This is a genomic window from Mycobacterium sp. IDUB_37 (assembly GCF_055419245.1).
In genome coordinates this window covers 1-23,138 of sequence record NZ_JBVAXG010000005.1, presented here as the reverse complement: position 1 = coordinate 23,138, position 23,138 = coordinate 1, and the positions used below count along the sequence as shown (strand labels likewise).

21 protein-coding genes and 2 pseudogenes are annotated in these 23,138 nt (G+C 66.5%); 14 read left to right on the top strand and 9 right to left on the bottom strand.

The annotated features are described in order from the left end of the window. Positions 1-1,214: cytochrome P450 (locus tag ACZY1I_RS17805; protein ID WP_463755792.1), on the bottom strand; the 1,214-nt coding region annotated here is incomplete at its 3' end. 63 nt (positions 1,215-1,277) lie between these two features. Between ACZY1I_RS17805 and ACZY1I_RS17800 the strand changes: the two genes are divergently transcribed. After that, positions 1,278-2,321 (top strand): AraC family transcriptional regulator, encoded by a 1,044-nt coding sequence (locus ACZY1I_RS17800; RefSeq protein WP_463756278.1) that lies wholly within the window; start codon positions 1,278-1,280, stop codon positions 2,319-2,321. Here ACZY1I_RS17800 and ACZY1I_RS17795 read toward each other — a convergent pair. The 3 genes from ACZY1I_RS17795 to ACZY1I_RS17785 all read right to left on the bottom strand — a co-directional run bounded on the left by ACZY1I_RS17795 (position 2,318) and on the right by ACZY1I_RS17785 (position 6,186). Next, a complete protein-coding gene (locus ACZY1I_RS17795) occupies positions 2,318-4,015 on the bottom strand; it encodes a PE family protein (RefSeq protein WP_463755790.1) in 1,698 nt (565 codons plus the stop codon). The two genes, ACZY1I_RS17800 and ACZY1I_RS17795, sit on opposite strands and share 4 nt — an antisense overlap. A 226-nt stretch (positions 4,016-4,241) precedes the next feature. Further along, the gene (locus ACZY1I_RS17790) at positions 4,242-5,204 is read right to left on the bottom strand and encodes an alpha/beta hydrolase (protein ID WP_463755789.1); all 963 of its coding nucleotides are present in this window, start codon (positions 5,202-5,204) and stop codon (positions 4,242-4,244) included. Positions 5,205-5,229: 25 nt separating this feature from the next. Further along, entirely contained in the window at positions 5,230-6,186 is a 957-nt protein-coding gene (locus tag ACZY1I_RS17785) for an alpha/beta hydrolase (protein ID WP_463755788.1), read from the bottom strand. On the opposite strand from ACZY1I_RS17785, the gene ACZY1I_RS17780 reads away from it, so the two are divergent. Beyond that, complete coding sequence (locus ACZY1I_RS17780) at positions 6,185-6,895, top strand: lysoplasmalogenase (RefSeq protein WP_463755787.1); 711 nt, start codon at positions 6,185-6,187, stop codon at positions 6,893-6,895. The genes ACZY1I_RS17785 and ACZY1I_RS17780 overlap by 2 nt on opposite strands. A 119-nt stretch (positions 6,896-7,014) precedes the next feature. On the opposite strand, the pseudogene ACZY1I_RS17775 reads toward ACZY1I_RS17780, so the two are convergent. Then, a pseudogene (locus tag ACZY1I_RS17775) lies at positions 7,015-7,680 on the bottom strand (PPE family protein); the annotation flags it as partial. Between the two features lie 219 nt (positions 7,681-7,899). On the opposite strand from ACZY1I_RS17775, the gene ACZY1I_RS17770 reads away from it, so the two are divergent. Both ACZY1I_RS17770 and ACZY1I_RS17765 read left to right on the top strand, forming a co-directional pair. Next, complete coding sequence (locus tag ACZY1I_RS17770; protein WP_463756277.1) at positions 7,900-9,843, top strand: primosomal protein N'; 1,944 nt, start codon at positions 7,900-7,902, stop codon at positions 9,841-9,843. 109 nt (positions 9,844-9,952) lie between these two features. After that, the gene (locus ACZY1I_RS17765; RefSeq protein ID WP_463755786.1) at positions 9,953-10,438 is read left to right on the top strand and encodes a MarR family transcriptional regulator; all 486 of its coding nucleotides are present in this window, start codon (positions 9,953-9,955) and stop codon (positions 10,436-10,438) included. Positions 10,439-10,462: 24 nt separating this feature from the next. On the opposite strand, the gene ACZY1I_RS17760 is transcribed toward ACZY1I_RS17765, so the two are convergent. Then, entirely contained in the window at positions 10,463-11,266 is an 804-nt protein-coding gene (locus ACZY1I_RS17760; protein WP_463755785.1) for a class I SAM-dependent methyltransferase, read from the bottom strand. Between the two features lie 143 nt (positions 11,267-11,409). Here ACZY1I_RS17760 and fmt point away from each other — a divergent pair, with 143 nt between their 5' ends. Genes fmt through ribD form a run of 4 tightly spaced genes read left to right on the top strand, consistent with a single transcriptional unit; the run spans position 11,410 to position 15,509 of the window. After that, complete coding sequence (gene fmt, locus ACZY1I_RS17755) at positions 11,410-12,351, top strand: methionyl-tRNA formyltransferase (protein ID WP_463755784.1); 942 nt, start codon at positions 11,410-11,412, stop codon at positions 12,349-12,351. Then, a complete protein-coding gene (locus ACZY1I_RS17750; protein ID WP_463755783.1) occupies positions 12,348-13,775 on the top strand; it encodes an RsmB/NOP family class I SAM-dependent RNA methyltransferase in 1,428 nt (475 codons plus the stop codon). The genes fmt and ACZY1I_RS17750 overlap by 4 nt, the downstream gene beginning before the upstream one ends. Positions 13,776-13,785: 10 nt before the next feature. Next, positions 13,786-14,490: a ribulose-phosphate 3-epimerase gene (rpe, locus tag ACZY1I_RS17745; protein ID WP_463755782.1), complete on the top strand. Its 705-nt coding sequence runs from the start codon at positions 13,786-13,788 to the stop codon at positions 14,488-14,490. Then, a complete protein-coding gene (ribD, locus tag ACZY1I_RS17740) occupies positions 14,487-15,509 on the top strand; it encodes a bifunctional diaminohydroxyphosphoribosylaminopyrimidine deaminase/5-amino-6-(5-phosphoribosylamino)uracil reductase RibD (protein WP_463755781.1) in 1,023 nt (340 codons plus the stop codon). Before rpe ends, ribD begins: the two co-directional genes overlap by 4 nt. Here ribD and ACZY1I_RS17735 read toward each other — a convergent pair. Continuing rightward, positions 15,490-17,115 (bottom strand): MFS transporter, encoded by a 1,626-nt coding sequence (locus ACZY1I_RS17735; RefSeq protein ID WP_463755780.1) that lies wholly within the window; start codon positions 17,113-17,115, stop codon positions 15,490-15,492. The two genes, ribD and ACZY1I_RS17735, sit on opposite strands and share 20 nt — an antisense overlap. Before the next feature lie 10 nt (positions 17,116-17,125). After that, entirely contained in the window at positions 17,126-17,836 is a 711-nt protein-coding gene (locus tag ACZY1I_RS17730; RefSeq protein WP_463755779.1) for an LppX_LprAFG lipoprotein, read from the bottom strand. A gap of 75 nt (positions 17,837-17,911) precedes the next feature. Here ACZY1I_RS17730 and ACZY1I_RS17725 point away from each other — a divergent pair, with 75 nt between their 5' ends. The 6 genes from ACZY1I_RS17725 (at position 17,912) to ACZY1I_RS17700 (ending at position 22,903) form a co-directional block, all read left to right on the top strand. Further along, positions 17,912-18,520: a riboflavin synthase gene (locus ACZY1I_RS17725; RefSeq protein WP_463755778.1), complete on the top strand. Its 609-nt coding sequence runs from the start codon at positions 17,912-17,914 to the stop codon at positions 18,518-18,520. Between the two features lie 88 nt (positions 18,521-18,608). After that, positions 18,609-19,886 carry a bifunctional 3,4-dihydroxy-2-butanone-4-phosphate synthase/GTP cyclohydrolase II gene (locus ACZY1I_RS17720; RefSeq protein WP_463755777.1) on the top strand — a complete coding sequence of 426 codons (1,278 nt, stop codon included), beginning with the start codon at positions 18,609-18,611 and terminating at the stop codon, positions 19,884-19,886. A gap of 30 nt (positions 19,887-19,916) precedes the next feature. Further along, positions 19,917-20,399, top strand: coding sequence for a 6,7-dimethyl-8-ribityllumazine synthase (gene ribH, locus ACZY1I_RS17715; RefSeq protein WP_463755776.1), 483 nt, complete (start codon positions 19,917-19,919; stop codon positions 20,397-20,399). Between the two features lie 38 nt (positions 20,400-20,437). After that, positions 20,438-20,875 (top strand): PH domain-containing protein, encoded by a 438-nt coding sequence (locus tag ACZY1I_RS17710; RefSeq protein ID WP_463756276.1) that lies wholly within the window; start codon positions 20,438-20,440, stop codon positions 20,873-20,875. After that, positions 20,875-21,540 (top strand): hypothetical protein, encoded by a 666-nt coding sequence (locus ACZY1I_RS17705; RefSeq protein WP_463755775.1) that lies wholly within the window; start codon positions 20,875-20,877, stop codon positions 21,538-21,540. The genes ACZY1I_RS17710 and ACZY1I_RS17705 overlap by 1 nt, the downstream gene beginning before the upstream one ends. Positions 21,541-21,583: 43 nt before the next feature. Then, complete coding sequence (locus ACZY1I_RS17700) at positions 21,584-22,903, top strand: adenylate/guanylate cyclase domain-containing protein (RefSeq protein ID WP_463755774.1); 1,320 nt, start codon at positions 21,584-21,586, stop codon at positions 22,901-22,903. Positions 22,904-22,911: 8 nt separating this feature from the next. On the opposite strand, the pseudogene ACZY1I_RS17695 reads toward ACZY1I_RS17700, so the two are convergent. Continuing rightward, a pseudogene (locus tag ACZY1I_RS17695) lies at positions 22,912-23,138 on the bottom strand (hypothetical protein); the annotation flags it as partial.

The window sequence follows — 23,138 nt, the reverse complement described above, 5'->3', positions numbered from 1 at the left end:
GACCCACTGCGCCCGGCTTCCGCCGCGCTTGCGATCGCCGCGGGGCGAAGAAACCTGCCCGGATCGAAGACCTCCGGATCCTTCCACCACCGCGCGTCGTGATGGATGTGATGAATCGGGATGATGACGGTGGTGCCCGGCCGAATGTGGTGCTCGCCCAAGACGTCGTGGTCGACCGCTTGCCGCGCGATCACCCATACCGCGGACAGATAACGCTGCGCTTCCAGCAGGCAGGCCGTCGTCCAGGGCAATCTGCCCAGATCGTCGGCGGTCGGCCTTCGGCTTCCCAGCACCTCGTCGATCTCAGCGATCATGCGTGCGCGCGCTTCGGGATTGATCGCCAGCAGGTACCAGAACCACGACATCGCGTTCGCGGTGGTCTCGTGGCCCGCGAGCATGAACGTCAGGGCCTCGTCCCGGATCCGTTGCCGCGGCCAACTGCCGCCCTCGGCGCGGACCAGCACGTTGAGCAGGTCGGGGGAGTCGGTCGGGTGCAGCAGTCGTTCGTCGATGATCGAGTTCACCGCGCGGTCCAGCGTCAGGGTGATGTTCTGCATGTCGCGCAGCGGTGGCGGCAGTCGGTGCCCGGAGAATGCGGACCTGACCAGCGCGTTGTAGACGGGACGCGGCATCAACCCCCACAGGCCGAGCCGCTCGAGCCGCTCCGCGTGCCGCAATCCGCGGGTGGCGAGATCACTCATGCTTTGGATCAACGGCCCGAAATCCTGGCTGAACAGGGCATTGGCGACCACGCGCAAGGTCGCCTCGACCATCGTCTCGTGAATGTCGAACTGGCCGGGGTGGCTTCCCAGCGCGTCGGTGATCGCCGCGATCGGCTCGATCATCAGGTCGACGAGGCCGTTGAGGTGACGACGAGCGAAGGTCGGGTTCAACGCTGCGCGATGGCCGGCCCAGGAATCGCCCTCGTCGGTGAGCAGGTTGACACCCGCGGTGGCCCGGATCGGTTCGTATTCGTTGGACTTGACGTATTTCAGCCGCGCCTCGTGGAGCACGTGGTCGACGTAGTCGGGATGGCTGATGGTGACGAACCGTCTTCCCGCGCAACGAAATCGGACAATATCGCTACCGCGCGCCCGGCCCAGGAAGCCGTCGCCGGCGTCGAACCCGATGGTCAGCGCTTCCCGGGTCATCGTCCAGGTGCTCAATCTTCTGGCCGGTCCCCGCGGGGGCCGCTCGACAGTGAGGGTGGCCATTACTCCACTGTATGGATGACGTGAGCGTCCCGTAATGAGACTATGGGACACGGAGTTGGGAATTTGGGACACATCAAGCAATTGCCGCCGCCGCCTGAAGTGCGACACCCGGTCTATCCGACCCGGGTGCTGTGCGAGGTTGCCGGTGAGCGCGGCGTACCGACCCATGAGGTGCTTGCCGGCACAGCGATCACAGCGTCTGACCTGAACGATCCGGACGCCATGGTGACTGGATTCGACGAGATCCTGTCGGTGCGCCGCCTGCTGACCCGGGTACCGGATGGGGCCGGACTGGGTATCGACGTCGGAAGTCGATTCACCCTCACCCACTTCGGGTTGTTCGGATTTGCTGTGATGTCGTGCGGAACCCTGCGGGAACTGCTCGGAATCGCGATGCGCTACTTCGCGCTGACCACCATGCAGATCGGTATCACTGTGTTCGAGACGGCCGACGACTGCTTGATCGAACTCGATGCCAGCCACCTGCCTGCCGATGTACGAACGTTCTTCATCGCCCGTGACATCGCTGGAATATTAACCACAACAACAAGTTTCACACTGCCGGTGGCGGAAAAGTTTGCCGAGCAGGTGTCCGCGGAACTCGCGATCGACGAGGATTTGCTGCGCCCGTTGCTCGGTGTCGTACCCGTGCGCGATGTGAAATTCGGCCGCGCGCACAACAGGTTGCGTTTCCCGCGCGCCATGTTCGACGAGCCGTTGCCGCAGGCCGATCGGCATACATTGGAAATGTGTATCGCCCAGTGCGACTTGCTGATGCAGCGCAACGGCCAACGCGCGGGGATTACCGCGCTGGTGCGCACCAAGCTGTTTCGCGATTCCGGTGTGTTCCCAGCCCTTTCCGATATCGCGACCGAACTCGACATGCATCCGCGGACGCTGCGACGACGACTTGCCGAGGAAGGCACGTCTTTTCGCGATCTGCTCAATGAAGCACGATCCGCGGTCGCCGTTGACTTACTGTGCACCGTCGGGCTGACCGTGGAGGAGGTGTCCACGCGAATGGGCTACACCGAGGTGTCGACGTTCTCGCATGCCTTCAAGCGCTGGTACGGCGTTGCGCCCAGCGCTTATTCGCGACGGGACTAGCCGTGCCCGCCGGGCGTGCCGAGCAGGGTCCCGCCGGGCCCGCCGTCGCCGCCGGTACCGGGTGTCCCCGGAACCGCGCCGGTGCCGCCGGGCCCACCCGCTCCACCCTGGCCACCGTTGCCGACAATCTTGGCGCCGCCACCCGCACCACCGGCGCCACCCATAGCGCCCGGGAGTGCGCTTCCGGTGCTCGGTCCGCCGGCACCACCGACAGCGCCCGCGCCGCCATTGCCGATCAGACCACCGTTTCCGCCGGCCCCGCCGGCACCGCCGGGACTACCGGTTTGCCCGGTCGCCGACGTGCTCCTGCCGCTGTCTCCGCCTGCGCCGCCAGCACCGCCGTTGCCGATCAAATTCGCGGAGCCGCCGGCCCCGCCAACTCCGCCAGTTCCTGAACCGGTACCGGTCACGTTTCCGCCCGCCCCGCCCACTCCACCATCGCCGAACTGTCCACCGGTCCCACCCATGCCGCCGCGGCCTCCCTTGCCGAAACCACTCGTAGTTCCGCCGGTGCCGCCCGCTCCGCCATTGCCGAATAGCCTGGCGGCACCGCCGGCTCCGCCATCGCCGCCGGCATTGTAGGTAGTCCCGCCACCAGTTCCGCCATCGCCGCCGTTGCCGAACAGCAGGCCGCCGAGGCCGCCGCTACCGCCCGCGCCGGCGCTGGTCGAGCTGCCTGCCCCGCCGAGGCCGCCCGCTCCGCCATCACCGAAAAATCCGACCGATCCGCCCGCACCACCGATGCCACCACGGTTGCCGGCGGAACTGCCGGCCGGGCAGGTCCCACCGGTCCCGCCTGTCCCAGCGTGGCCGGCAAACTGCACATTGCCCCCCGCGCCCCCCACGCCGGCGGCCCCAGCGCCGTTCCAGCCGCTCGCGCTGTCGCCACCACGCCCGCCGGCTCCACCGTTGCCGAAGAACGCGTCGCCACCTGCGCCGCCCATCCCGGCGGCTCCACCCGCGCCCGCGACGGGTTGAGTCAAGCCGCCCTGTCCACTCTGTCCGCCTTGTCCGCCTCGCCCGCCATCGCCGAATAGCCCGCCAGTTCCGCCGGCCCCGCCCGCACCGCCTCCACCGCCGTTTCCGACGGCGCTGTTCAGACCTGCTCCGCCGGCCCCACCAGGACCGCCGTTGCCGTGTAGCCACCCGCCGGCGCCACCGGCTCCGCCGGCCGCGCCCGCCCCGCCGAGCCCGCCGGCACCGCCGCTGCCGAGCAACCCCGCGGACCCGCCCGCGCCGCCGGCGACGCCGTCATTGACTCCGGCTGCGCCGTTTCCACCGTTGCCGAACAGCAGGCCGCCGGCCTGCCCGGCGGCGCCCGGGGCCGCCCCGTCCACGCCGTTGCCGATCAAGGGTCGGCCCACCAGCGCCTGAGTAGGCGCATTGATCGCGTTGAGCAGCGTCTGCTCGACGTTGGCGCTCTCTGCGCTCGCGTAGGCATTCGAGCCCGTGCTCATCAGCTCGACGAACTGCGCATGAAACGTGGCCGCCTGAGAGCTCAACGCCTGGTAGGCCTGAGCGTGACCGGAGAACATCGCCGCGATCGCCGCCGACACATCGTCGGCGCCGGCGGCCAGCAGGCCGGTGGTGGGAGCCGCAGCCGCGGTGCTGGCGGAACTGATGGTCGAACCGATATTTGCCAAATCTGCCGCCGCAGCCTGCACCCATTCGGGCTCAGCGAACAAAAATGACATGGCAGATCCTCCCTGAAATGCTGACAATCCGGATTAAGGGCTCAGGTACGGCACACGGCGCGGAGTACCAGGGAGATAGCGCTTTCCTCAGCATCCAGGCGAACGCATAGTCTATCAAATAAGTTGAATAGAATTTACCGATTGGCGCGACATATCATTTACAAAAGTATTGCGCCTGCAGCGATTTCGTATTCGAGTACATTTTTTCGCAAATGCGGCTTTTGAGCTACCGGTACAGCGCTTTCTTAAGCGCCGCAAGCCCACGATTGGTCGCCTCAGCGGCAGCGGGGATCACCAGCGCGAAGCTGGCGTACCCGTGCACCAGAGTCGGTTCGTTGCTCCACTCCACCGGAACTCCGGCGCCCCGGAGCAATTCGGCATAGAGACCGCCGTCGTCGCGCAGTGGGTCGTGCTCCGCGGTGCCGATAAAGGCTGGCGGTAGGCCTGCCAAATTTCCGTTGCCGGGCGCTAGGTCGGTCGGCAACGTCTTGTAATCGGTGAAGTCGACACCAGGCACGTACCAACTCAAGAACGCATTGATGACTTCGTCGTCCAGGATTGGCGCAGTGCTGTTCTCGATGAACGACGGCAGCGAGCGATCGCCGATACACGAGGGGTACCACAACAACTGGAAAGCCAACGCCGGTCCGCCGTTGTCGCGGGCCAATTGGGCCATCACCGCTGAGATATTTCCGCCGGCGGAGTCGCCCGCAACGGCGATGCGAGTCGGGTCGCCACCGAACTCGGCGGCATTTTCGCCGACCCACTGCAGTGCCGCCCAGCAATCGTTGACCCCGGCCGGATATGGATTTTCCGGGGCCAGTCGGTAATCCACCGAAACGACGATGGCCTCTGCGCCGACGGCATGGGCGCGCGCGACGTGGTCATGGGTGTCCAGGTCGCCCAGGCACCAGCCTCCGCCGTGGTAGAAGACGACGACCGGCAGGTTGTCCTGCGCCGCGGTGGGCGGCCAGTAGATCCGGACCGGAATGCCGGTGACGTCACCGTATCCGACCTGTCGTTCCTCGATGCGCAGGTTCGGAAGGAGTTCCGGGGGCGCCTTCAACGCGGCCAGTCGAGTGCGGGCGACCTCAACACCATCGGAGGCGGTGAAGGTCATCGGAATGGCATCGAGCAGCATCTTCAGCATCGGGTCGATGCCGGGGCGGGTAGTGGTCGGCTCCGTCATGGCCCCACCGTAACCACAACGGCAACTAACCGTGCAGCGCAACGCGCAAAGCGGTCAGTCCCCGGTTCATCGCCTCGGTCGCCGCCGGCACCACGCCGGCGTACCCGACGTAGCCGTGCACCATCGTTTCGGCGTTGTGCACCTCGACCGGAACACCGGCCGCAGCCAGCAATTCCCCATAGCGGATGCCGTCGTCGCGCAGCGGGTCGTGACCGGCCACGCCGATGTAGGCATCGGCAAGCCCGGACAAATTCTCGGCCCGACCCGGAGCCATGCCCGGGGGCGGGTTGGACATATCGACTTCGCCTGCGTACCAACGGGAAAAGTCTGCAATCGCGTCGGCATCCAAGATCAGCGCGGTGGCGTTTTCGCTGAACGACGGCAGCGACGGATCCCACATGACCGACGGGTACCACAACAGCTGGAAAGCGATCGATGGTGCACTCTCGTCACGGGCACGCTGCGCGGTCGCGGCCGCGATGTTGCCGCCCGCCGAGTCTCCGGCCAACGCGATTCGGGTGGTGTCGGCACCGATCTCGGCTCCGTGCTCGACGACCCATCGTGTTGCGGCCCAAGCATCTTCGACGGCGGCGGGGTAGGGGTGCTCGGGTGCCAGCCGGTAGTCGACGGACACGACGATCGTGTCGGCGCCGACGGCGTGCTGGCGTGCAGTCCCGTCGTGGGTGTCCAAGTCGCCCATCACAAAACCGCCGCCGTGAAAGAACACCACCGCCGGGCTAGGGCCGGAATCGGTTGGTGGCCAATAGATTCGAATGTTGATCGAACCCGCCGGACCATCGATGGTCCGGTCCTCGACGCGAAGCTCAGGGTGTAGTGGACGGCGCGGGAGGTCACGTAAACGCTGTCGCACAGCGTCAATTCCGTCCTCGGTCGATAGCCGGAACGGAACCGCGTCCAGTACCTTCAGCAGGATGGGGTCGACTCCGGGTTTTTCATCGTCGGTGTTGTCCAAACTGGGCATGGAGTCACCGTACGCATCGCGTCTGGTCGCCGGTGGCTGGGTAGCCGCCTGCTGGGCGGGAATCGCCTATGGGGTCTATTTGACATGGCTGGCCTTGCGCCTGCCGCCCGGCAGCGAACTCACCGGGCAGTGGATCCTGCAGCCACCGTTCAAGGCCTCGATGGCGGTGATGCTGGCCGTCGCCGCGCTCGGGCACCCTCTCGCCCGTGAGCGGCGTTGGCTGGTGTTCGCACTGCTCTTTTCGGCCGGCGGTGACTGGCTGCTGTCGATCCCCTGGTGGACAATGTCCTTCGTCTTGGGGCTGGGCTCATTCCTGTTGGCGCACTTGTGTTTTCTGGGCGCGTTGCTGCCGCATGCGGCGCCGTCCCTTCCTCGTGTCGGCGCCGCGGCGGTGATGGTGTTGGCCACGGCGTCGATGCTGTTCTGGTTCTGGCCGCACTTGAACACCGGGAAGGAAAACCTGACCATCCCGGGAACGGTCTACATCACGGTGCTTGGTGCCATGGTGTGTACGGCGTTGCTGGCCCGGCTGCCAACCATCTGGACGGCTGTCGGCGCGGTGTGCTTCGCGGCGTCGGACTCGATGATCGCGATCGGCCGATTCATCCTGGGCAACGAAGCGCTGGCGGTGCCGATCTGGTGGTCCTACGCCGCCGCGGAAATCCTGATCACCGCTGGCTTCTTCTTCGGTCGTGAAGCGACCAGTTAGTACCCGTAGCCATACCCGTAGCCGCCGTAGTAGTTGTACGGGTTCAGCCACTCGAAGCCACCGATACCGAACTGCCCGACGCCGGTGAGTCCGATGCCGACGTTGTAGCGACCGGCGTTTCCGATGCCGAAGTTGGAGACGCCGAGGTTGCCGATCCCGATGTTGAAGTTCCCGTTGTTGAAAAGGCCGATATTGGTGAATCCCTGGTTGCCGATGCCGACATTGCCGACGCCGTAGTTGAGGAAGCCCAGGTTCTGGAACTCGGATTCCGCTGTCGCCGGCCATGATTGCAGCTCGGCGGCAGCCGCCGACGCACCGGAGTGATACCCGGCCATCGCTGTGACGTCAGCGGCCCACATCTCTTCGTAGAGACCTTCGATGGCCGCGATCGCGGGCGCATTCTGGCCAAAAATGTTGGACAGCACCATCGATACGAAATTTGATCGATTGGCCGAGATCGCCGCGGGAGGCACGATGGCTGCCAATGCCGACTCGAACGCACCCACCACCGCTTGGGCCTGGGCGCTGGCGCCCGAAGCCTGGGCTGATGCCACGTTCAACCAACTGGCGTACGGCGCCGCCGCGGCCGCCATTGCCTGAGACGCCGGCCCTTGCCAGGCCTGAGACGTCAGGGACGCGGTCACCGACCAGAACGATTGCGCCGCCGAGTCCAATTCCGAGGCCAACCCATTCCAGGCGGCGGCGGCCTCGACCATCGGGGCCGAACCGGCACCCGCGTGCATCAGCGCCGAGTTGATCTCTGGTGGAAATATCGAAAAGTTCATCGCCCCCTGGCCTTTCAGCTCCCGCTCGTCCCCCTGGCGAGGGCTCATACTCTATGACGGCTCGGTTGAAGTTTCTACAGACTGTTCGCGCACGACCCAAATTTGCCGTTCGCGGCGGTTGTTGTCGCCCTCGCCGGTAATACTCGTGGCGTGAACTCGGTAGCTCGCGGTCCAATCCGCATTCCCGCCGAGGTCGAGCCGATCGCGCGGGTGCTGCCGATGCTGTCGGTGCCGCACTTGGATCGCGAGTTCGACTATCTGGTTCCACCCGAACTCTCCGATGACGCGCAACCCGGTGTCCGGGTGCGGGTGCGATTCCACGGCCGCCTGGTCGATGCGTTTGTCCTCGAGCGCCGCAACGACACCGATCACCAGGGCCAGCTCGGGTGGTTGGATCGGGTCGTCTCCGCGGAGGCTGTGCTCACCCCGGAAATCCGCCGGTTGGTCGAGGCCGTCGCCGCGCGTTACGCGGGTACCCGCCCGGACGTACTGCGGCTCGCGGTGCCGGCGCGGCACGCCCGAGTGGAGAAGGAACCTCCCGCCGTCCCCGCGCTGCCGACGGTGGCGCCGGTCGACCCATCGGGCTGGGAGGTCTACAGCCGCGGCGGCCAGTTCCTGACCGCTCTGGCCGAATCGCGTGCCGCCCGAGCGGTATGGCAGGCGTTGCCGGGGGAGCGGTGGGCGGACCGGTTGGCCGAGGCCGCCGCGCACACGGTTGCCGCCGGACGCTCGGCGCTGGCGATCGTGCCCGACCAGCGTGACCTCGACGCGTTGTCCCAGTCGGCGGTCGCCCGCATCGGTCAAGACAGCGTGGTGGCGTTGTCGGCCGGCCTCGGGCCCGCCGCCCGCTACCGGCGGTGGCTGGCGGCGCTCCGGGGAAGCGCGCGGTTGGTGATCGGCACCCGCAGCGCAGTTTTCGCCCCGGTGACGGATCTCGGGCTGGTCATCGTCTGGTCGGACTCCGACGACAGCCTGGCCGAGCCGCGGTCGCCCTATCCGCACGCTCGCGAGGTGGCGATGCTGCGTGCGCACCAGGCCCGTTGCGCGGCCCTGATCGGTGGCTACTCGCGTACCGCCGAAGCCCACGCGCTGGTGCGCAGCGGATGGGCGCACGACGTCGTCGCCCCTCGGCCGGTGGTGCGCGCCCGTACGCCGCGAGTGGTTGCCCTCGATGACACCGGATACGCCGAAGAACGTGACCCGGCGGCGCGCACGGCGCGACTTCCGTCGATCGCGTTGCGCGCGACGCGTACGGCGCTGGAGGCTGGGGCGCCGGTGCTGGTGCAGGTGCCGCGGCGCGGGTACGTGCCGTCGCTGGCCTGCGGACGCTGCCGTGCGATCGCTCGCTGCCGCCAGTGCACCGGCCCGCTGTCACTTCTGGAACGGGGCGGCGGCGCTGCGTGCCGCTGGTGTGGCCGGATCGACGCTGCGCCCAAATGCGCCCGCTGCGGATCCGATGCCATTCGGGCGGTGGTGGTCGGCGCTCGGCGCACCGCCGAGGAACTCGGCCGGGCGTTTCCCGGCACCACGGTGATCACCTCGTCGGGCGATGCCATTGTGACGGAGGTGGCTGCCGGACCGGCTCTGGTTATCGCCACCCCGGGGGCTGAACCGCACGCATCAGGCGGGTACGGCGCCGCGCTGCTGCTCGACACCTGGGCGTTGCTGGGTCGCCAGGACCTTCGTGCGGCCGAGGATGCGTTGTGGCGCTGGATGACCGCTGCCGCGTTGGTGCGGGCCCGCGGCGACGGTGGCGTCGTCACCGTCATCGCCGAATCCGCGATCCCGACGGTGCAATCCCTGATCCGATGGGACCCGGTCGGTCATGCCGAAGCCGAACTGGCCGGACGCGCCGAAGTCGGCCTGCCGCCGAGCGCGCACATCGCCGCGCTGGACGGCTCGGCCGGCGCCGTGGCGGCCTTGCTGGCGGAGGCACGGCTACCGGATCACGCCGAATTGCTCGGCCCGGTGGATCTGCCGGCGGGTGCGCGGCGGCCGGCGGGCGTCCCATCCGACGTGGCAGTCACCAGAATGCTGGTGCGGGTCCCGCGTGAGCAGGGCTTGCAGTTGGCGGCGGCACTTCGCGGCGCCACTGGCGTACTGAGTGCCCGGCAAACCAATGAGCCTGTTCGGGTCCAGATCGACCCACTGCACATCGGCTAGGCCCGAATCATGTCCAACAACGACAATTTCTTGCGGAAATAGTCAAAGTCTACGATTGTAGAAGATTGTTACACGTTTCTGCCCTAGTTGGCAGTGGGGAGGGGTCTCGATGACCACGGAGAGCGCAACGACCGCCGAGGAATCGCTGGACAAGATCACCGACGCGTTGCTGACGGCATCGCGACTGCTGGTGGGCATCTCGGCGCGTTCGATTGCGCAGGTCGACGACACGATCACCCTTGCGCAATTTCGCACCCTGGTGATTCTGTCGAATCGGGGGTCGATCAACTTGGCCACTCTGGCGACCCTGTTGGGCGTACAGCCCTCGGCCACCGGTCGGATGGTCGACCGGCTGGTCGGTGCCGGGATGATCGACCGGCTGCCGCATCCCACCTCGCGACGTGAGCTGCTCGCGGCCCTGACCAAGCGGGGGCGCGACGTCGTCGCGAAGGTGACTACGAACCGGCGCATCGAGATCGCGCGCATTGTCGAACAGATGCCGGTTGCCGAACGGCACGGGCTGGTGCGGGCGCTCACATCTTTTACCGCGGCAGGGGGCGAACCTGACGCCAACGTCGACATCGACGAGCTGTAAAGCGCCGGCCGCACCTGCACCCCGTCACCGTTTGGTGGCGGTCAGCAACAAGTACTCCCACCCCATCGCGCCGTTCGTCAGGTATTCGTCGGCGAGTTCGAGAAGCTGGGCGTCCAGTTCGGCGGCCAGCACCGTGTTGGCGCCGATGTTCTCGTAGGCCTCGATCGTCGGGCCGTAGTTGTTCTTGAAGTAGTCGTGCACGGCCCGGGCGGTGTCGAACCGGGTGACGTCGAGTAATCCGCGGTGGGTAGTGACGTCGGTAACCCGGTCTCCGAGCAGTCCGCGGATGTAAGCCTCACGTCCCCACAGGGCCGACGGCGGCAATGCCGACGACAGGCTCGGCCGATAGGGCCTGATGGTGGCCAGCATCCGGCCGAAGAATCCCTCGTGCGTCCAGCTGATCAGCCCGATCGCGCCGCCCGGCCGGCAGGCCCGGACCAGTTCGTCGGCGGCGCGCTGGTGATCCGGTGCGAACATCACGCCGATCGCCGAGATCACCGCGTCGAAGGCCTTGTCCTCGAAGGGCAATGCCTGCGCGTTTGCTTCTTGATACCGCAGCCTCAGGCCTTGTTCTGCTGCGCGCGCCCGGGAGCGTTGCAGCAGTTCGGGGGTGAGGTCGGTTGACGTCACGGTGGCGCCGCTCTTGGCGGCGGGCAGCGAGATATTGCCCGACCCGGCTGCGACGTCCAATACCCGGACGCCTGGTGCGATGCCAGCGGCGGCGACCAGGATGGGGCCGAGTGGGGCCATCACCTCTTCCGCCATCAATGCGTAGTCGCCGAGGGCCCACATCGCCCGGTGCGTGGCGGCAAGTGTGTCGATGTCCATCAGACCTCCTGAATTAGGGGAAGGAACTCGCAGTATTAAAACCGTTCAATACGGACACAGTATGCATAAGAAACATTACAGACGGCTGTGAACCGGTGGTCCGGTTGGACAAGCCTCGGGTGTGGGGTTTCTAGACTGTGCCGGTGCGACTTGTATTCGCCGGAACCCCGGAACCCGCGCTACCCGCGCTGCGTCACCTCATCGACTCGCCCAGTCACGAGGTGATCGCCGTGCTCACCCGGCCTGACGCGGCTTCGGGCCGGCGGGGCAAGCCGGAGCCGTCGCCGGTGGCCCGCGAAGCCCTCGATCGGGGTATCCCGGTGCTGCGACCAACGCGGCCCAACTCGGCGGAGTTCATCGCCGAGCTGTCTGAATTGGCGCCGCAGTGCTGCCCCGTGGTGGCCTTCGGGGCGCTGCTTTCCGGCGCGCTGCTGGCCGTGCCGCCGCACGGCTGGGTCAACCTGCACTTCTCGCTGCTACCGGCCTGGCGTGGTGCCGCGCCAGTGCAGGCCGCGATCGCGGCAGGAGACACGATCACCGGGGCCACCACGTTTCAGATCGAGCCGAGTCTGGACTCCGGACCGGTGTACGGTGTCGTCACCGAGACCATTGCGCCGACCGATACAGCGGGCGATCTTCTTGAGCGACTTGCTGTTTCGGGTGCGGGACTGCTGTCGGCCACCTTGGACGGCATCGCCGATCAGAGCCTGTCGCCTCGACCGCAGCCGGCCGACGGGATCAGCTTGGCGCCGAAGATCTCTGTTGAGCAGGCCCGCGTTCGCTGGGACCTGCCGGCTCAGGTGGTGGAGCGGCGAATTCGCGCCGTGACGCCAAACCCGGGCGCCTGGACCGTAATTGGCGACTTGCGCATCAAGGTCGGCCCGGTGCGTCTTGAGCCGGATCCACCGGAACAGGCAAAGGCGTTGTCGCCCGGCAGTATTCATGTCGATCGCAAGGACGTGTGGATCGGCACAGCCTCGCAGCCGTTGCGGCTGGGGCAGATTCAACCACCCGGAAAGAAGCTGATGAATGCTACCGACTGGGCGCGCGGTGCCCGGCTCGACCACACTGTCCAGGCCTCATGAGCCCGGCCCCGGACAAGCCATACCGGAAGCGGCCGGACCGCAATCCGCAACGGCCGCAAAGCCGTCCCAGGAGCCGTAAGCAACTGGACCCTGCCCGCCGCGCCGCCTACGACGCGTTGCGGGCGGTCCGCGAGCGCGGTGCGTACGCGAACCTGGTGCTGCCCGCGTTGCTGCGCGAACGCAAGGTCACCGGTCGCGACGCTGCATTCGCCACCGAACTGACCTACGGCACCTCCCGGACCATAGGCCTGCTCGATGCGGTGATCGGCGCGGCGGCAGGGCGAGCGCCGGACACGATAGATCCGGTGCTGCTCGATCTGCTGCGGCTGGGCACCTATCAACTACTGCGCACCCGGGTGGACGCGCACGCTGCGGTATCGACGACCGTCGAACAGGCCGGCATCGAATTCGACTCGGCACGAGCCGGTTTCGTCAATGGCGTACTGCGCACCATCTCCAGCCGGGATGAGAAATCCTGGGTCGACGAACTGACCCCGCGCAACGATCCGGTCGGCAGTGCGGCATTCGTGCACGCGCACCCGAGGTGGATCGCACAGGCCTTCGCCGACGCGCTGGGTGCGTCGGCCGGCGAACTGGACGCCGTGCTCGCCAGCGACGACGAACGGCCGCAGGTGCATCTGGCGGCTCGCCCCGGCGTGCTGACCGCTGCCGAACTGTCGGATGCGGTGGGCGGCACGGTCGGTCGGTACTCGCCCTATGCGGTCTACCTGCCGGGCGGCGACCCCGGACAGCTTGCCGCGGTGCGCGACGGTCAAGCGCTGGTCCAGGACGAGGGCAGCCAGTTGGTGGCCCGGGCGTTGACGCTCGCCGCAGTCGACGACGATGGCGGGCGGTGGCTGGACCTGTGCGCCGGGCCGGGTGGCAAGACCGCGCTGCTGGCCGCGCTCGCCGCGCAATCGGGGGCCGGCGTGACCGCGGTGGAACCCACTCCGCATCGAGCGGACCTGGTGGTGGCGAACACCCGCGGGTTACCCGTCGAGGTGGTGCGGGTCGACGGCCGCGACTCGGGGCTGCAGCCCGGCTTCGACCGGGTGCTGGTGGACGTGCCCTGCACCGGATTGGGTGCGCTGCGCCGCAGGCCGGAGGCCCGGTGGCGGCGCCAGCCGTCGGATGTGCCCGCCCTGGCCAAGTTGCAGCGGGAGCTGCTGGCCGCCGCGATCTCGCTGACCCGGCCCGGCGGTGTGGTGCTGTACGCCACCTGCTCGCCGCACCTTGCCGAGACGGTCGGGGTGGTCGCCGACGCATTGCGCCGGCATCCGGTGGACGCGTTGGATGCCCGGCCCCTGTTCGAGCCGCTCGATCGAGACCCCGCCGCGGCATTGGGCAGCGGCCCCTACGTGCAGCTGTGGCCGCACCGACACGGTACTGACGCTATGTTCGCAGCGGCGCTGCGCCGCCAGTAGTGTGTCGCACATGCCTGATGCGGGGGGACCATTGATCGCTCCGTCGATCCTTGCCGCTGACTTCGCCCGGCTTGCCGACGAAGCAGCAGCAGTGCGCGGTGCCGACTGGTTGCACGTCGACGTGATGGACGGCCATTTTGTGCCCAATCTGACGATCGGCCTGCCCGTGGTGGAGAGCCTGTTGGCGGCCAGCCGGATTCCGATGGACTGTCACTTGATGATCGAGAACCCGGACCGGTGGGCGCCGCCGTACGCCGAGGCCGGTGCGTACAACGTCACCTTTCACGCCGAGGCCACCGACAATCCGATCGGCGTGGCCCGCGACATCCGGGCGGCGGGGTCCAAAGCCGGGATCAGCGTCAAGCCCGGAACCCCGCTGGAGCCGTATCTGGAAATCCTGCCGCATTTCGACACGCTGTTGATCATGTCTGTCGAGCCGGGCTTCGGCGGACAAGGTTTCATTCCGGAGGTGCTCGGCAAGGTGCGCACGGTTCGCAAGCTGGTCGACGCGGGGGAGCTGACGATCTTGGTCGAGATCGACGGCGGCATCAACGAGGACACCATCGAAGAGGCCGCCGAAGCCGGTGTCGACTGTTTCGTCGCCGGATCCGCGGTCTACGGTGCCGCGGACCCGGCCGCCGCCGTGGAGGCGTTGCGGCGACAGGCCGGTGCCGCCTCACCCCATTTGCTGTACGGCCACAGGAGCGGTTCATGAGCAGCGTCGAGCAGGTCAAAAGCATCGAGGAGGCCATGCGCCTTGCCATCGAGCAGTCCCTGCTGGTCAAGGGCACTACTTACCCGAACCCGCCGGTCGGGGCGGTCATCGTGGACCAGGAGGGCCGAGTCGTCGGCGTCGGGGCCACCGAGCCGAACGGCGGTGACCACGCTGAGGTTGTCGCGCTGCGCAAGGCCGGCGGTTTGGCTGCCGGCAATATCGCGGTGGTCACGATGGAGCCGTGCAATCACTTCGGCAAGACGCCGCCGTGCGTGAACGCGCTGATTCAGGCCAGAGTCGGCACGGTGATCTATGGCGTTGCCGACCCGAATGGGATCGCCGGTGGCGGTGCGGGCCGGCTGTCGGCTGCTGGGGTGCAGGTGCGGTCCGGCGTGCTCGTGGATCACGTGGCTTCTGGTCCGCTGCGGGAATGGCTGCACAAACAGCGCACCGGCCTACCGCACGTGACGTGGAAGTACGCCACCAGCATTGACGGCCGCAGCGCCGCTGCTGACGGGTCGAGCCAGTGGATCTCCAGTGAGGCTGCCCGCGCCGACCTGCACCGTCGACGCGCCCTCGCGGATGCGATCGTGGTCGGTACCGGCACCGTCTTTGCCGACAACCCGACTCTGACCGCCCGACTGCCAAACGGCGGGCTCGCGGCCCAGCAGCCGCTGCGTGTCGTCGTCGGCACGCGTGAAGTCCCCTCCAACGCCAACGTGCTCAACAACGACTCCCGCACTGTGGTGCTCCGCACCCACGAGCCTGTCGAGGTGCTCAAGGCGCTGGCGGACCGCACCGACGTGCTGCTGGAAGGCGGCCCCACCCTGGCCGGGGCTTTCCTGCGGGCCAATGCGATCAACCGGATCCTGGCCTACGTCGCGCCGATTCTGCTCGGCGGTCCGATGGCGGCAGTCAACGATGTCGGGGTGTCCAGCATGACGAATGCCTTGCAATGGCAGTTCGACAGCGTTGAGCAGGTCGGCGCCGACCTGCTGCTCAGCCTGGTGGCTCGCTGACGGCTGACGGCTGAGGCTCTTTCTCCAGCTTGACCGCGTCTTCCGGCTCCTCGGCATGTCCGCTGCCGCTGCCGATGAGCAGGCCGAGCACGGCGCCGAAGACACAGATGGCCACGGTGACCGTGAAGATGTCGCCATACATCTCTGCGAAGGCCTTCAGATACATCTGCCCTTGGGCGAGTACGCGTTCCAGCACGCTCGCGTCGGGCGGGATCGATGCCGTGAGCCCAGCCAGAATCTGGTTGAAGCGGTACAGGCCCCAGGCGCTCAGCGCGGCCACACCGATCAACATGCCGGTCATGCGGGCGACCACCACCGCCGCCGAGGCGATGCCATGCTGAGCCGAGGGGACGACTCGTAGCGCGGCCGACGACAGGGGGCCGATCACCAGTCCGAGCCCGATCCCGGCCACCAGCAAGTCGGTGTGGACGGCGGGCAACGTGAACAGGCCGAAAATGTCGTGTTTCCGGTCCATCAGGTCGGCTCGCCAGAATGAGATCAAGTAGTAGCCCACGGCCGCGATCAACATCCCGACGAACGCGACGACACGATCACCGACCCGGGTGGCGATCCAGCCGCCGAGCAGAGCGCCGATCGGCAGCGCGATCAGGAACCACAACAGCAGGCCGGCCGCGTGATTCTGGTCCATCTGCAGTACGCCCTGGCCGAACAGTTCTACGTTGACCAGCGTCACCATCAAGGCCGCGCCGGCGCAGACCGAGGTGCCCAGTGCCGCCAAGAACGGCAGGAAGTGCACGCCCGCCGGTTCGATGAGGCGGGTTTTGGCCTTCCACTCCCACACGAAGAATGCGACCGCGGCCGCGACCGCGCCGATGACCAGCGGCAACCCGTAGCTCGGCAACACGTGCTTGCCGTCGGGGCTCGGGTTGTACAAGCCGATGACGGCAAGACCCAACGCGAGGGCCAGCAGCAGCCCGCCGGTGACGTCGATTTTCTCCGGTTTCTCCGCTCGGTCGTGCGACGGCAGGCTGAAGTGGATCATGACTATCGCGATCACCGTCAGCGGGACATTGATCCAGAAGACGTCGCGCCAGTCGTGGAATAACCACACGATGAAAATGCCGTAGAGCGGGCCCAGCACGCTTCCGAGTTCCTGTGCTGCGCCGATGCCGCCGAGTACGCCGGCCCGGTTGCGCTCCGACCACAAGTCGGCGCCCAGCGCCAGGGTCACCGGCAGCAGCGCGCCACTGGCAATGCCCTGGATGGTGCGGCCGACGATCAGAACGTGAAATGCCCTGTTCGGATCCGGGTCCATCAGGACGTAGTCACCGACCTCGAAGCTCCACGCGCCGAGTTGCACCGACAGCGCGGTCACCACCGAGCCGATGATGAACAGCACCAGGCTCGCTTGCAGGACGAACTTGCGCCCGAAGCGGTCGGAAGCCCGACCGAGCAGCGGCATTGCCGCGATGTAGCCCAGCAGATACATCGTCACGATCCAGGTGATCCGCTGTAGCTGGTTCACCGGGATGCCGACGCTGTTCATGATGTCGCGCATGACCGTGACCACGACATAGGTGTCGAGGGCACCGAGCAGCACCGCTAAGCTGCCCGCACTGATTGCGATTCGGCGTCCTGCCTGCATGGTCGTCAGCTCAGCTCAGCGGGGGCTTGGTGACCTGGACCTGCTGGCCCCAGTTCGACAGGGTCATTTGCACCGCGTTGCCGGTGCCGCGCTCCAACTTGACCTGCGCCAGCTGGTGGTCGCCGTTCTCTTGGACCCAGATGGTCGCCGGCACCGCATCCGAAGCGCTGAACGGCGGTGCGATCGCGTTCACCGCATCGGCCGTGATCTTTCCGGTGATTTTGATGGTGGGCTGCCCACCGATGGTCTCGCGTCCTTCGGCTTTCGGATCGGTGAAGTGCGTCAGCAGGTTGGTCAGGCCTTTGTCCTGGCTGAGGATCTGCGACGGGTCGTAGATGTCGGCGGCCTTGCCGAAATCGCTCCACTTGTTAGGCGTGAGCGTGGCGTACAGGATTCCGTCGAGAACCACGAAGTCGGCGTCGATGTCCGAGCCGGCGAATGTGAGCTTGACGTTGCCTTTGCCCGCGGTGGGCTCGGTGGTGAGGTCACCGGTGAGTGTCTTGATCGAGAGGCCCGGGATCTTGCCCTCGACGGATAGCACGATGTGTGCGCTTTTGACGGCCTTGGTGGCGTCGGTGGCCTGAGTGACCAATGTCTTCGCGTCGGGGAGTGGACCGCCGCTGTCCTTCTTATGCGCCGAGCACCCGGCGGTGAGCGTGATCGCGACGCTCAGCGCGGCGAGGACGGCGAATAGACGACGGCGTTTCTGCATACCCAGCATCGTAGAGGGTGACCATGACGTGGCCCGGGAGCCAGGCGGGTGCAGAGGTTCGCCAGTACTCATTAACCTGGTGCGATGTTCACCGGAATTGTCGAGGAACTCGGAGAGGTGACCGGCCGGGACGCTCTGGCTGACGCCGCGCGGCTGATCATCAGGGGCCCGACCGTGACCGGCGACGCCGGCCACGGCGATTCGATCGCCGTCAACGGCGTGTGCCTGACAGTCGTTGACGTACTTCCCGACGGCCAGTTCAGCGCCGATGTGATGGCCGAGACGCTGAACCGGTCCAACCTGGGCGACTTGCAGCCGGGCAGTCGGGTGAACCTGGAGCGGGCCGCGGCGCTGAACAGCAGGCTGGGTGGGCACATCGTGCAGGGACACGTCGACGGCACCGGCGAGATCGTCGCCCGGATGCCGTCGGAACACTGGGAAGTGGTGCGGGTCGAGATGCCGGCCACAGTTGCCCGCTATGTAGTGGAGAAGGGCTCGATCACCGTTGACGGGATTTCGTTGACGGTTTCGGGCCTGGGGGCCGAGCCTCGCGATTGGTTCGAGGTCTCCCTGATCCCAACCACCCGCGAACTGACCACTTTGGGTTCCGCGCCGGTGGGCACCCAGGTGAACCTCGAGGTGGACGTCATCGCGAAGTATGTGGAACGTCTCCTGCAGAATCCCGGTCAGTAAGCAGGGGCAATAAAGACGCTCACGAAGTGGTTCATACTGGATGCAACACGTGGTACGCGTGCGCACCGACAGACAGCAGGTAACGGGGATGACGCGGTTGGACTCCGTCGAGAGGGCGGTTGCCGACATTGCGGCGGGCAAGGCCGTCGTCGTCATCGACGATGAGGAACGCGAGAACGAAGGCGACCTGATTTTCGCGGCCGAGAAGGCCACGCCCGAACTGGTCGCATTCATGGTCCGATACACCTCCGGTTATCTGTGCGTGCCGCTGGACGGGGACATCTGCGACCGGTTGGGCCTGTTGCCGATGTATGCGGTCAACCAGGACAAGCACGGCACCGCTTATACCGTCACGGTGGACGCGAAAAAAGGTGTGGGGACCGGTATTTCGGCCTCAGACCGGGCGACCACGATGCGCCTGCTGGCTGACCCGGACAGTGATGCCCACGATTTCACCCGGCCTGGCCATGTGGTGCCGTTACGGGCCAAGGACGGCGGCGTACTGCGCCGCCCCGGCCACACCGAGGCCGCAGTCGACTTGGCCCGGTTGGCGGGTTTGCAGCCCGCCGGGGCGATCTGCGAGATCGTGAGCCAGAAAGACGAAGGCGCGATGGCCCAGACCGACGAGTTGCGGGTCTTTGCCGACGAGCACGGTTTGGCTCTCATCACTATCGCCGACTTGATCGAGTGGCGGCGCAAGCACGAGAAGCACATCGAGCGCATCGCCGAGGCGCGAATCCCCACCCGGCACGGGCAGTTCCGCGCGATCGGCTACTCCAGCATCTACGAAGATGTTGAGCATGTTGCGCTGGTTCGTGGCGATATCGCCGGGCCCACCGGCGACGGTGACGACGTGCTGGTCCGGGTGCACTCCGAGTGCCTGACCGGCGATGTGTTCGGGTCGCGTCGGTGCGATTGCGGACCCCAGTTGGACGCGGCGATGGCCATGGTGGCTCGCGAGGGTCGCGGGGTGGTGCTGTACATGCGCGGCCACGAAGGGCGCGGCATCGGGCTGATGCACAAACTGCAGGCCTATCAGTTGCAAGACGCCGGCGAAGACACCGTGGACGCGAACCTTAAGCTCGGATTGCCCGCCGACGCAAGGGATTACGGGATCGGTGCGCAGATTCTGGTTGATTTGGGAGTTCGGTCCATGCGGTTGTTGACCAACAATCCGGCCAAGCGGGTGGGTCTGGACGGGTACGGATTGCACATCATCGAGCGGGTGCCGCTGCCGGTACGGGTGAACGCCGAGAACATTCGCTACCTGATGACCAAGCGTGACAGGATGGGTCACGACCTGGCCGGCTTGGACGATTTCCACGAATCCGTACATTTGCCAGGCGAATTCGGTGGTGCTCTGTGAGGGGTGGTCGTCGGTGAGCGGAGGTCTTCGGTGAGCGGAGGCGCCGGCGTACCGGATTTTCCGGTGGTGGACGCCGCGGGCGTGCGGTTGGCGATCGTCGCCAGCACCTGGCACGACACGATCTGTGACGCGCTGCTGGCCGGCGCCCGCAAAGTAGCGACCGAATCCGGCATCGATGACCCGACAGTGGTCCGGGTGCTGGGTGCCATCGAGATTCCGGTGGTGGCGCAGGAGTTGGCGCAAACTCACGACGCAGTCATCGCGCTGGGCGTCGTAATCCGTGGTGAGACACCACACTTCGATTATGTCTGCGATGCGGTGACGCAGGGCTTGACGCGGGTTTCGCTGGATGCCTCGACCCCGGTGGCGAACGGCGTGCTGACCACCAATACCGAGGCGCAGGCACTGGATCGGGCCGGGCTTCCGTCGTCGGCCGAGGACAAGGGCGCGCAGGCTGCCGCGGCGGCGTTGACCACCGCACTGACCTTGCGCGACTTGCGCGCTCAGTCGTGACGAAATCGAAGAGCGTTGACAAGACCTCCGAGTGGGATCTGACGTACCGCCCGCGGTTGACGCCGTTATTCGCTTATGGCGCAGCGGTTCTGATCCTGGTGGCCCACATTGCTGTCGGCTTGGTGCTCAAGGTCGGGTCCACCGGAGTGGTCTTCCAGACGGCCGATCAGGTGGCCATGGTCGTGTTGGGCGTGGTGCTGGCGAATGCAGTGTTGTTGTTTGCCCGGCCCCGGCTGCGCGTTGGTTCGGCTGGCCTCTCGGTGCGTAATGTGTTGGGGGACAGGCTAGTACCGTGGGCCGACATTGCCGGTGTGTCATTTCCTGTCGGCAGCCGCTGCGCCCGGATCGACCTGCCCGACGATGAGTACATCCCGGTGCTGGCGATCCAGGCGGTGGATAAGGACCGCGCCGTCGATGCCATGGACGCCGTTCGTGAGCAGTTGGCCCGGCACCGGCCGGACCTGCACGCCCGCTGATGCCCCCCGGTCGCTGGGCGGTGGCCGCGCTGGCCGGGGCGGTGGTGACGCTGGGGGGCTGCGCCACGTCGGTACCTGGTCAGGCGGTGCGGGCTTCGAGCCCAGTTTCGACTACTACCAAGTCGAAGGCCCCACTGCTGGCCCGCGATCTATTGCTGCAGAACGGGGAGAATAGTCCGTACGGCATGGCGGTCGCCATCGGTATCGGACCCAACTTCTTCACCAGCGCCCGGCCTGCCGAATGCACTGCGGCGGTGCTGTTCAAAGAGTCGCCACTGCGCCCACCCGATCCGGTCAACTATGCCGAGTCGGCATACGAGTCCGGCGGCGTATCGGTCTACGCCGAATCGGTTGGCGTTTACGACCACCCGTTGAACCCGCATGACGTGGTGTGGAACGGCTTCAACGCAGTGTCGGGTTGTCACGGTGAAGCCATCCCGATAAGCCCGCAGGGTGAGTCAAGCCCGATGCAACTCAGCTTCTTCAGCACTCCGTCCGACGGCGTCCTTGTTTGGACGATGAACCGCCCCGATTGGATCTGCGACTATGGGCTCGTGGTCGTTTCACAAGCTGCTCTGCTGATGTCCGCATGCAACCACGAGGCCAGCTTCTCGATGGCCGAGTGGGCGGCGAAACGGCGTGCCCAGATCGACAGCCGAGCGTGATGCTTTAACGCGTTATCACCAACCATCGGCTTACACTTCCGGCGTGTTCTCGGAGACGCGCTATGCGATGAACGGGGACTTGCGCGTCGCGTACCGCGCGTCGCGAGAAGGTTCGCGCGACATCGTGGTCGTCCCAAACTGGTTCAACTGTTGCGAGATCCTGCCCGAGCTACCGGCCATTCAGGGATGGGTCGAGGCGATGACATCGCTGGGGCGGTTGATCTTTTTCGATCAGCCGGGCACGGGCGCGTCCGATCCGGTCTCGACGGGTGCGTTGCCGACATTGGAGCAGTGGGCCGACAGCGTCGCCGCGGTGTTGGACGATCTCGGGAGTCGCGAGGCGGTTCTCATCGCGCAGAACGCTGCGTTCGCGCCCGCGGCGCTGTTCGCGGCCAGCCATCCGTCGCGTACCACAGCGCTGGTCGGGCTTGAGGTCTATGCGGATCCGATGGCTGATCGAACCGATGGGGTCACTCCGGAGAAGTTCTTCGATGCCATGGTCGCCGTCTGGGGGACGGGGGAGTTCGAACGTGAGCTCAATCCCGATATGCCGTGGAACGAGGAAATCCGGGCAACGTGGGCACGGCATGACCGCCTGGCAGCGAGCCCACGGACCGTTGCACTCATGATGCCGGTGGTGTCCGAACTGGACGTACGGGCACTGCTTCCAACCATCCGCGTGCCAACCCTCGTCGTCCAGTACACGAACGACTCGTTCCTCCCGCCGGCGTACGGCAAGTACGTCGCCGATCACATCCCGGGCGCGAAATATGTTGAGCTGCCGGGGCGCAACCTCTTCCACTTCGTCGAACCCTGGCGGGAATCATTCCAGCACGTCGCTGAGTTTCTGACCGGCGAGCAGGCCGAGGTGGCCGACGATCGGGTGCTCGCCACGGTGCTGTTCACCGACATCGTGGATTCGACGCGCACAGCCGCCCGGATAGGCGACCGCGACTGGCGTGCGCTGCTCGACGCGCACGATGCCGTTGTGCGGTCGCAGCTTGCCCGGTTTCGTGGTCGTGAGGTGAATACGTCTGGTGACGGTTTCCTGGCGATGTTTGATGGTCCGCAGCGGGCGATCCGCTGCGCCATGGCAATTCGCGACGCGGTGCAAGCGTTGGGCATCGAGGTGCGCGCCGGGTTGCACACGGGGGAGTGCGAAATCCGAGGCGATGACATCGGTGGGATCGCGGTGCATATCGGCGCGCGTGTCAGCGCCCTTGCTGGGGCGAGCGAAGTGATGGTGTCCAGCACGCTGCGCGACTTGGTGATCGGGTCGGGACTGGAGTTCGAGGACCGTGGCTCGCACACGCTCAAGGGTGTGCCGGGGGAGTGGCGGTTGCACGCGGTCGCTTCGAAGTAAGACGCCCGCTAGAAAGGTGGGGGTTCGTCGTCGGTGGGTGGTGGTGGTGGGGTGTGTGCCATGCGGGCTGTGTGGTTGTGGCGGCGTTCGGTGGCGATGCGGTGGGCGCGGTCTTGGGCGCGGGTGCGGTGGCGTCGGGGCATCATCGCCGATCGGGGGGCGCAGTAGTCCTGGGGTGGGGTGGTGTCGGGGGTGGGCATGCCGGCGACCGGGGTGCACAGGGAGGGGAACAGCA

Excerpts from the sequence above, each read along its gene's own strand:
- ACZY1I_RS17795 (WP_463755790.1), bottom strand. The coding sequence starts at position 4,015 with ATGTCATTTTTGTTCGCTGAGCCCGAATGGGTGCAGGCTGCGGCGGCA.
- ACZY1I_RS17790 (WP_463755789.1), bottom strand. The coding sequence starts at position 5,204 with ATGACGGAGCCGACCACTACCCGCCCCGGCATCGACCCGATGCTGAAG.
- ACZY1I_RS17780 (WP_463755787.1), top strand. The coding sequence starts at position 6,185 with ATGGAGTCACCGTACGCATCGCGTCTGGTCGCCGGTGGCTGGGTAGCC.
- ACZY1I_RS17785 (WP_463755788.1), bottom strand. The coding sequence starts at position 6,186 with ATGCCCAGTTTGGACAACACCGACGATGAAAAACCCGGAGTCGACCCC.
- ACZY1I_RS17770 (WP_463756277.1), top strand. The coding sequence starts at position 7,900 with ATGCTGTCGGTGCCGCACTTGGATCGCGAGTTCGACTATCTGGTTCCA.
- ACZY1I_RS17765 (WP_463755786.1), top strand. The coding sequence starts at position 9,953 with ATGACCACGGAGAGCGCAACGACCGCCGAGGAATCGCTGGACAAGATC.
- ACZY1I_RS17760 (WP_463755785.1), bottom strand. The coding sequence starts at position 11,266 with ATGGACATCGACACACTTGCCGCCACGCACCGGGCGATGTGGGCCCTC.
- ACZY1I_RS17750 (WP_463755783.1), top strand. The coding sequence starts at position 12,348 with ATGAGCCCGGCCCCGGACAAGCCATACCGGAAGCGGCCGGACCGCAAT.
- rpe (WP_463755782.1), top strand. The coding sequence starts at position 13,786 with ATGCCTGATGCGGGGGGACCATTGATCGCTCCGTCGATCCTTGCCGCT.
- ribD (WP_463755781.1), top strand. The coding sequence starts at position 14,487 with ATGAGCAGCGTCGAGCAGGTCAAAAGCATCGAGGAGGCCATGCGCCTT.
- ACZY1I_RS17735 (WP_463755780.1), bottom strand. The coding sequence starts at position 17,115 with ATGCAGGCAGGACGCCGAATCGCAATCAGTGCGGGCAGCTTAGCGGTG.
- ACZY1I_RS17730 (WP_463755779.1), bottom strand. The coding sequence starts at position 17,836 with ATGCTGGGTATGCAGAAACGCCGTCGTCTATTCGCCGTCCTCGCCGCG.
- ACZY1I_RS17725 (WP_463755778.1), top strand. The coding sequence starts at position 17,912 with ATGTTCACCGGAATTGTCGAGGAACTCGGAGAGGTGACCGGCCGGGAC.
- ACZY1I_RS17720 (WP_463755777.1), top strand. The coding sequence starts at position 18,609 with ATGACGCGGTTGGACTCCGTCGAGAGGGCGGTTGCCGACATTGCGGCG.
- ACZY1I_RS17705 (WP_463755775.1), top strand. The coding sequence starts at position 20,875 with ATGCCCCCCGGTCGCTGGGCGGTGGCCGCGCTGGCCGGGGCGGTGGTG.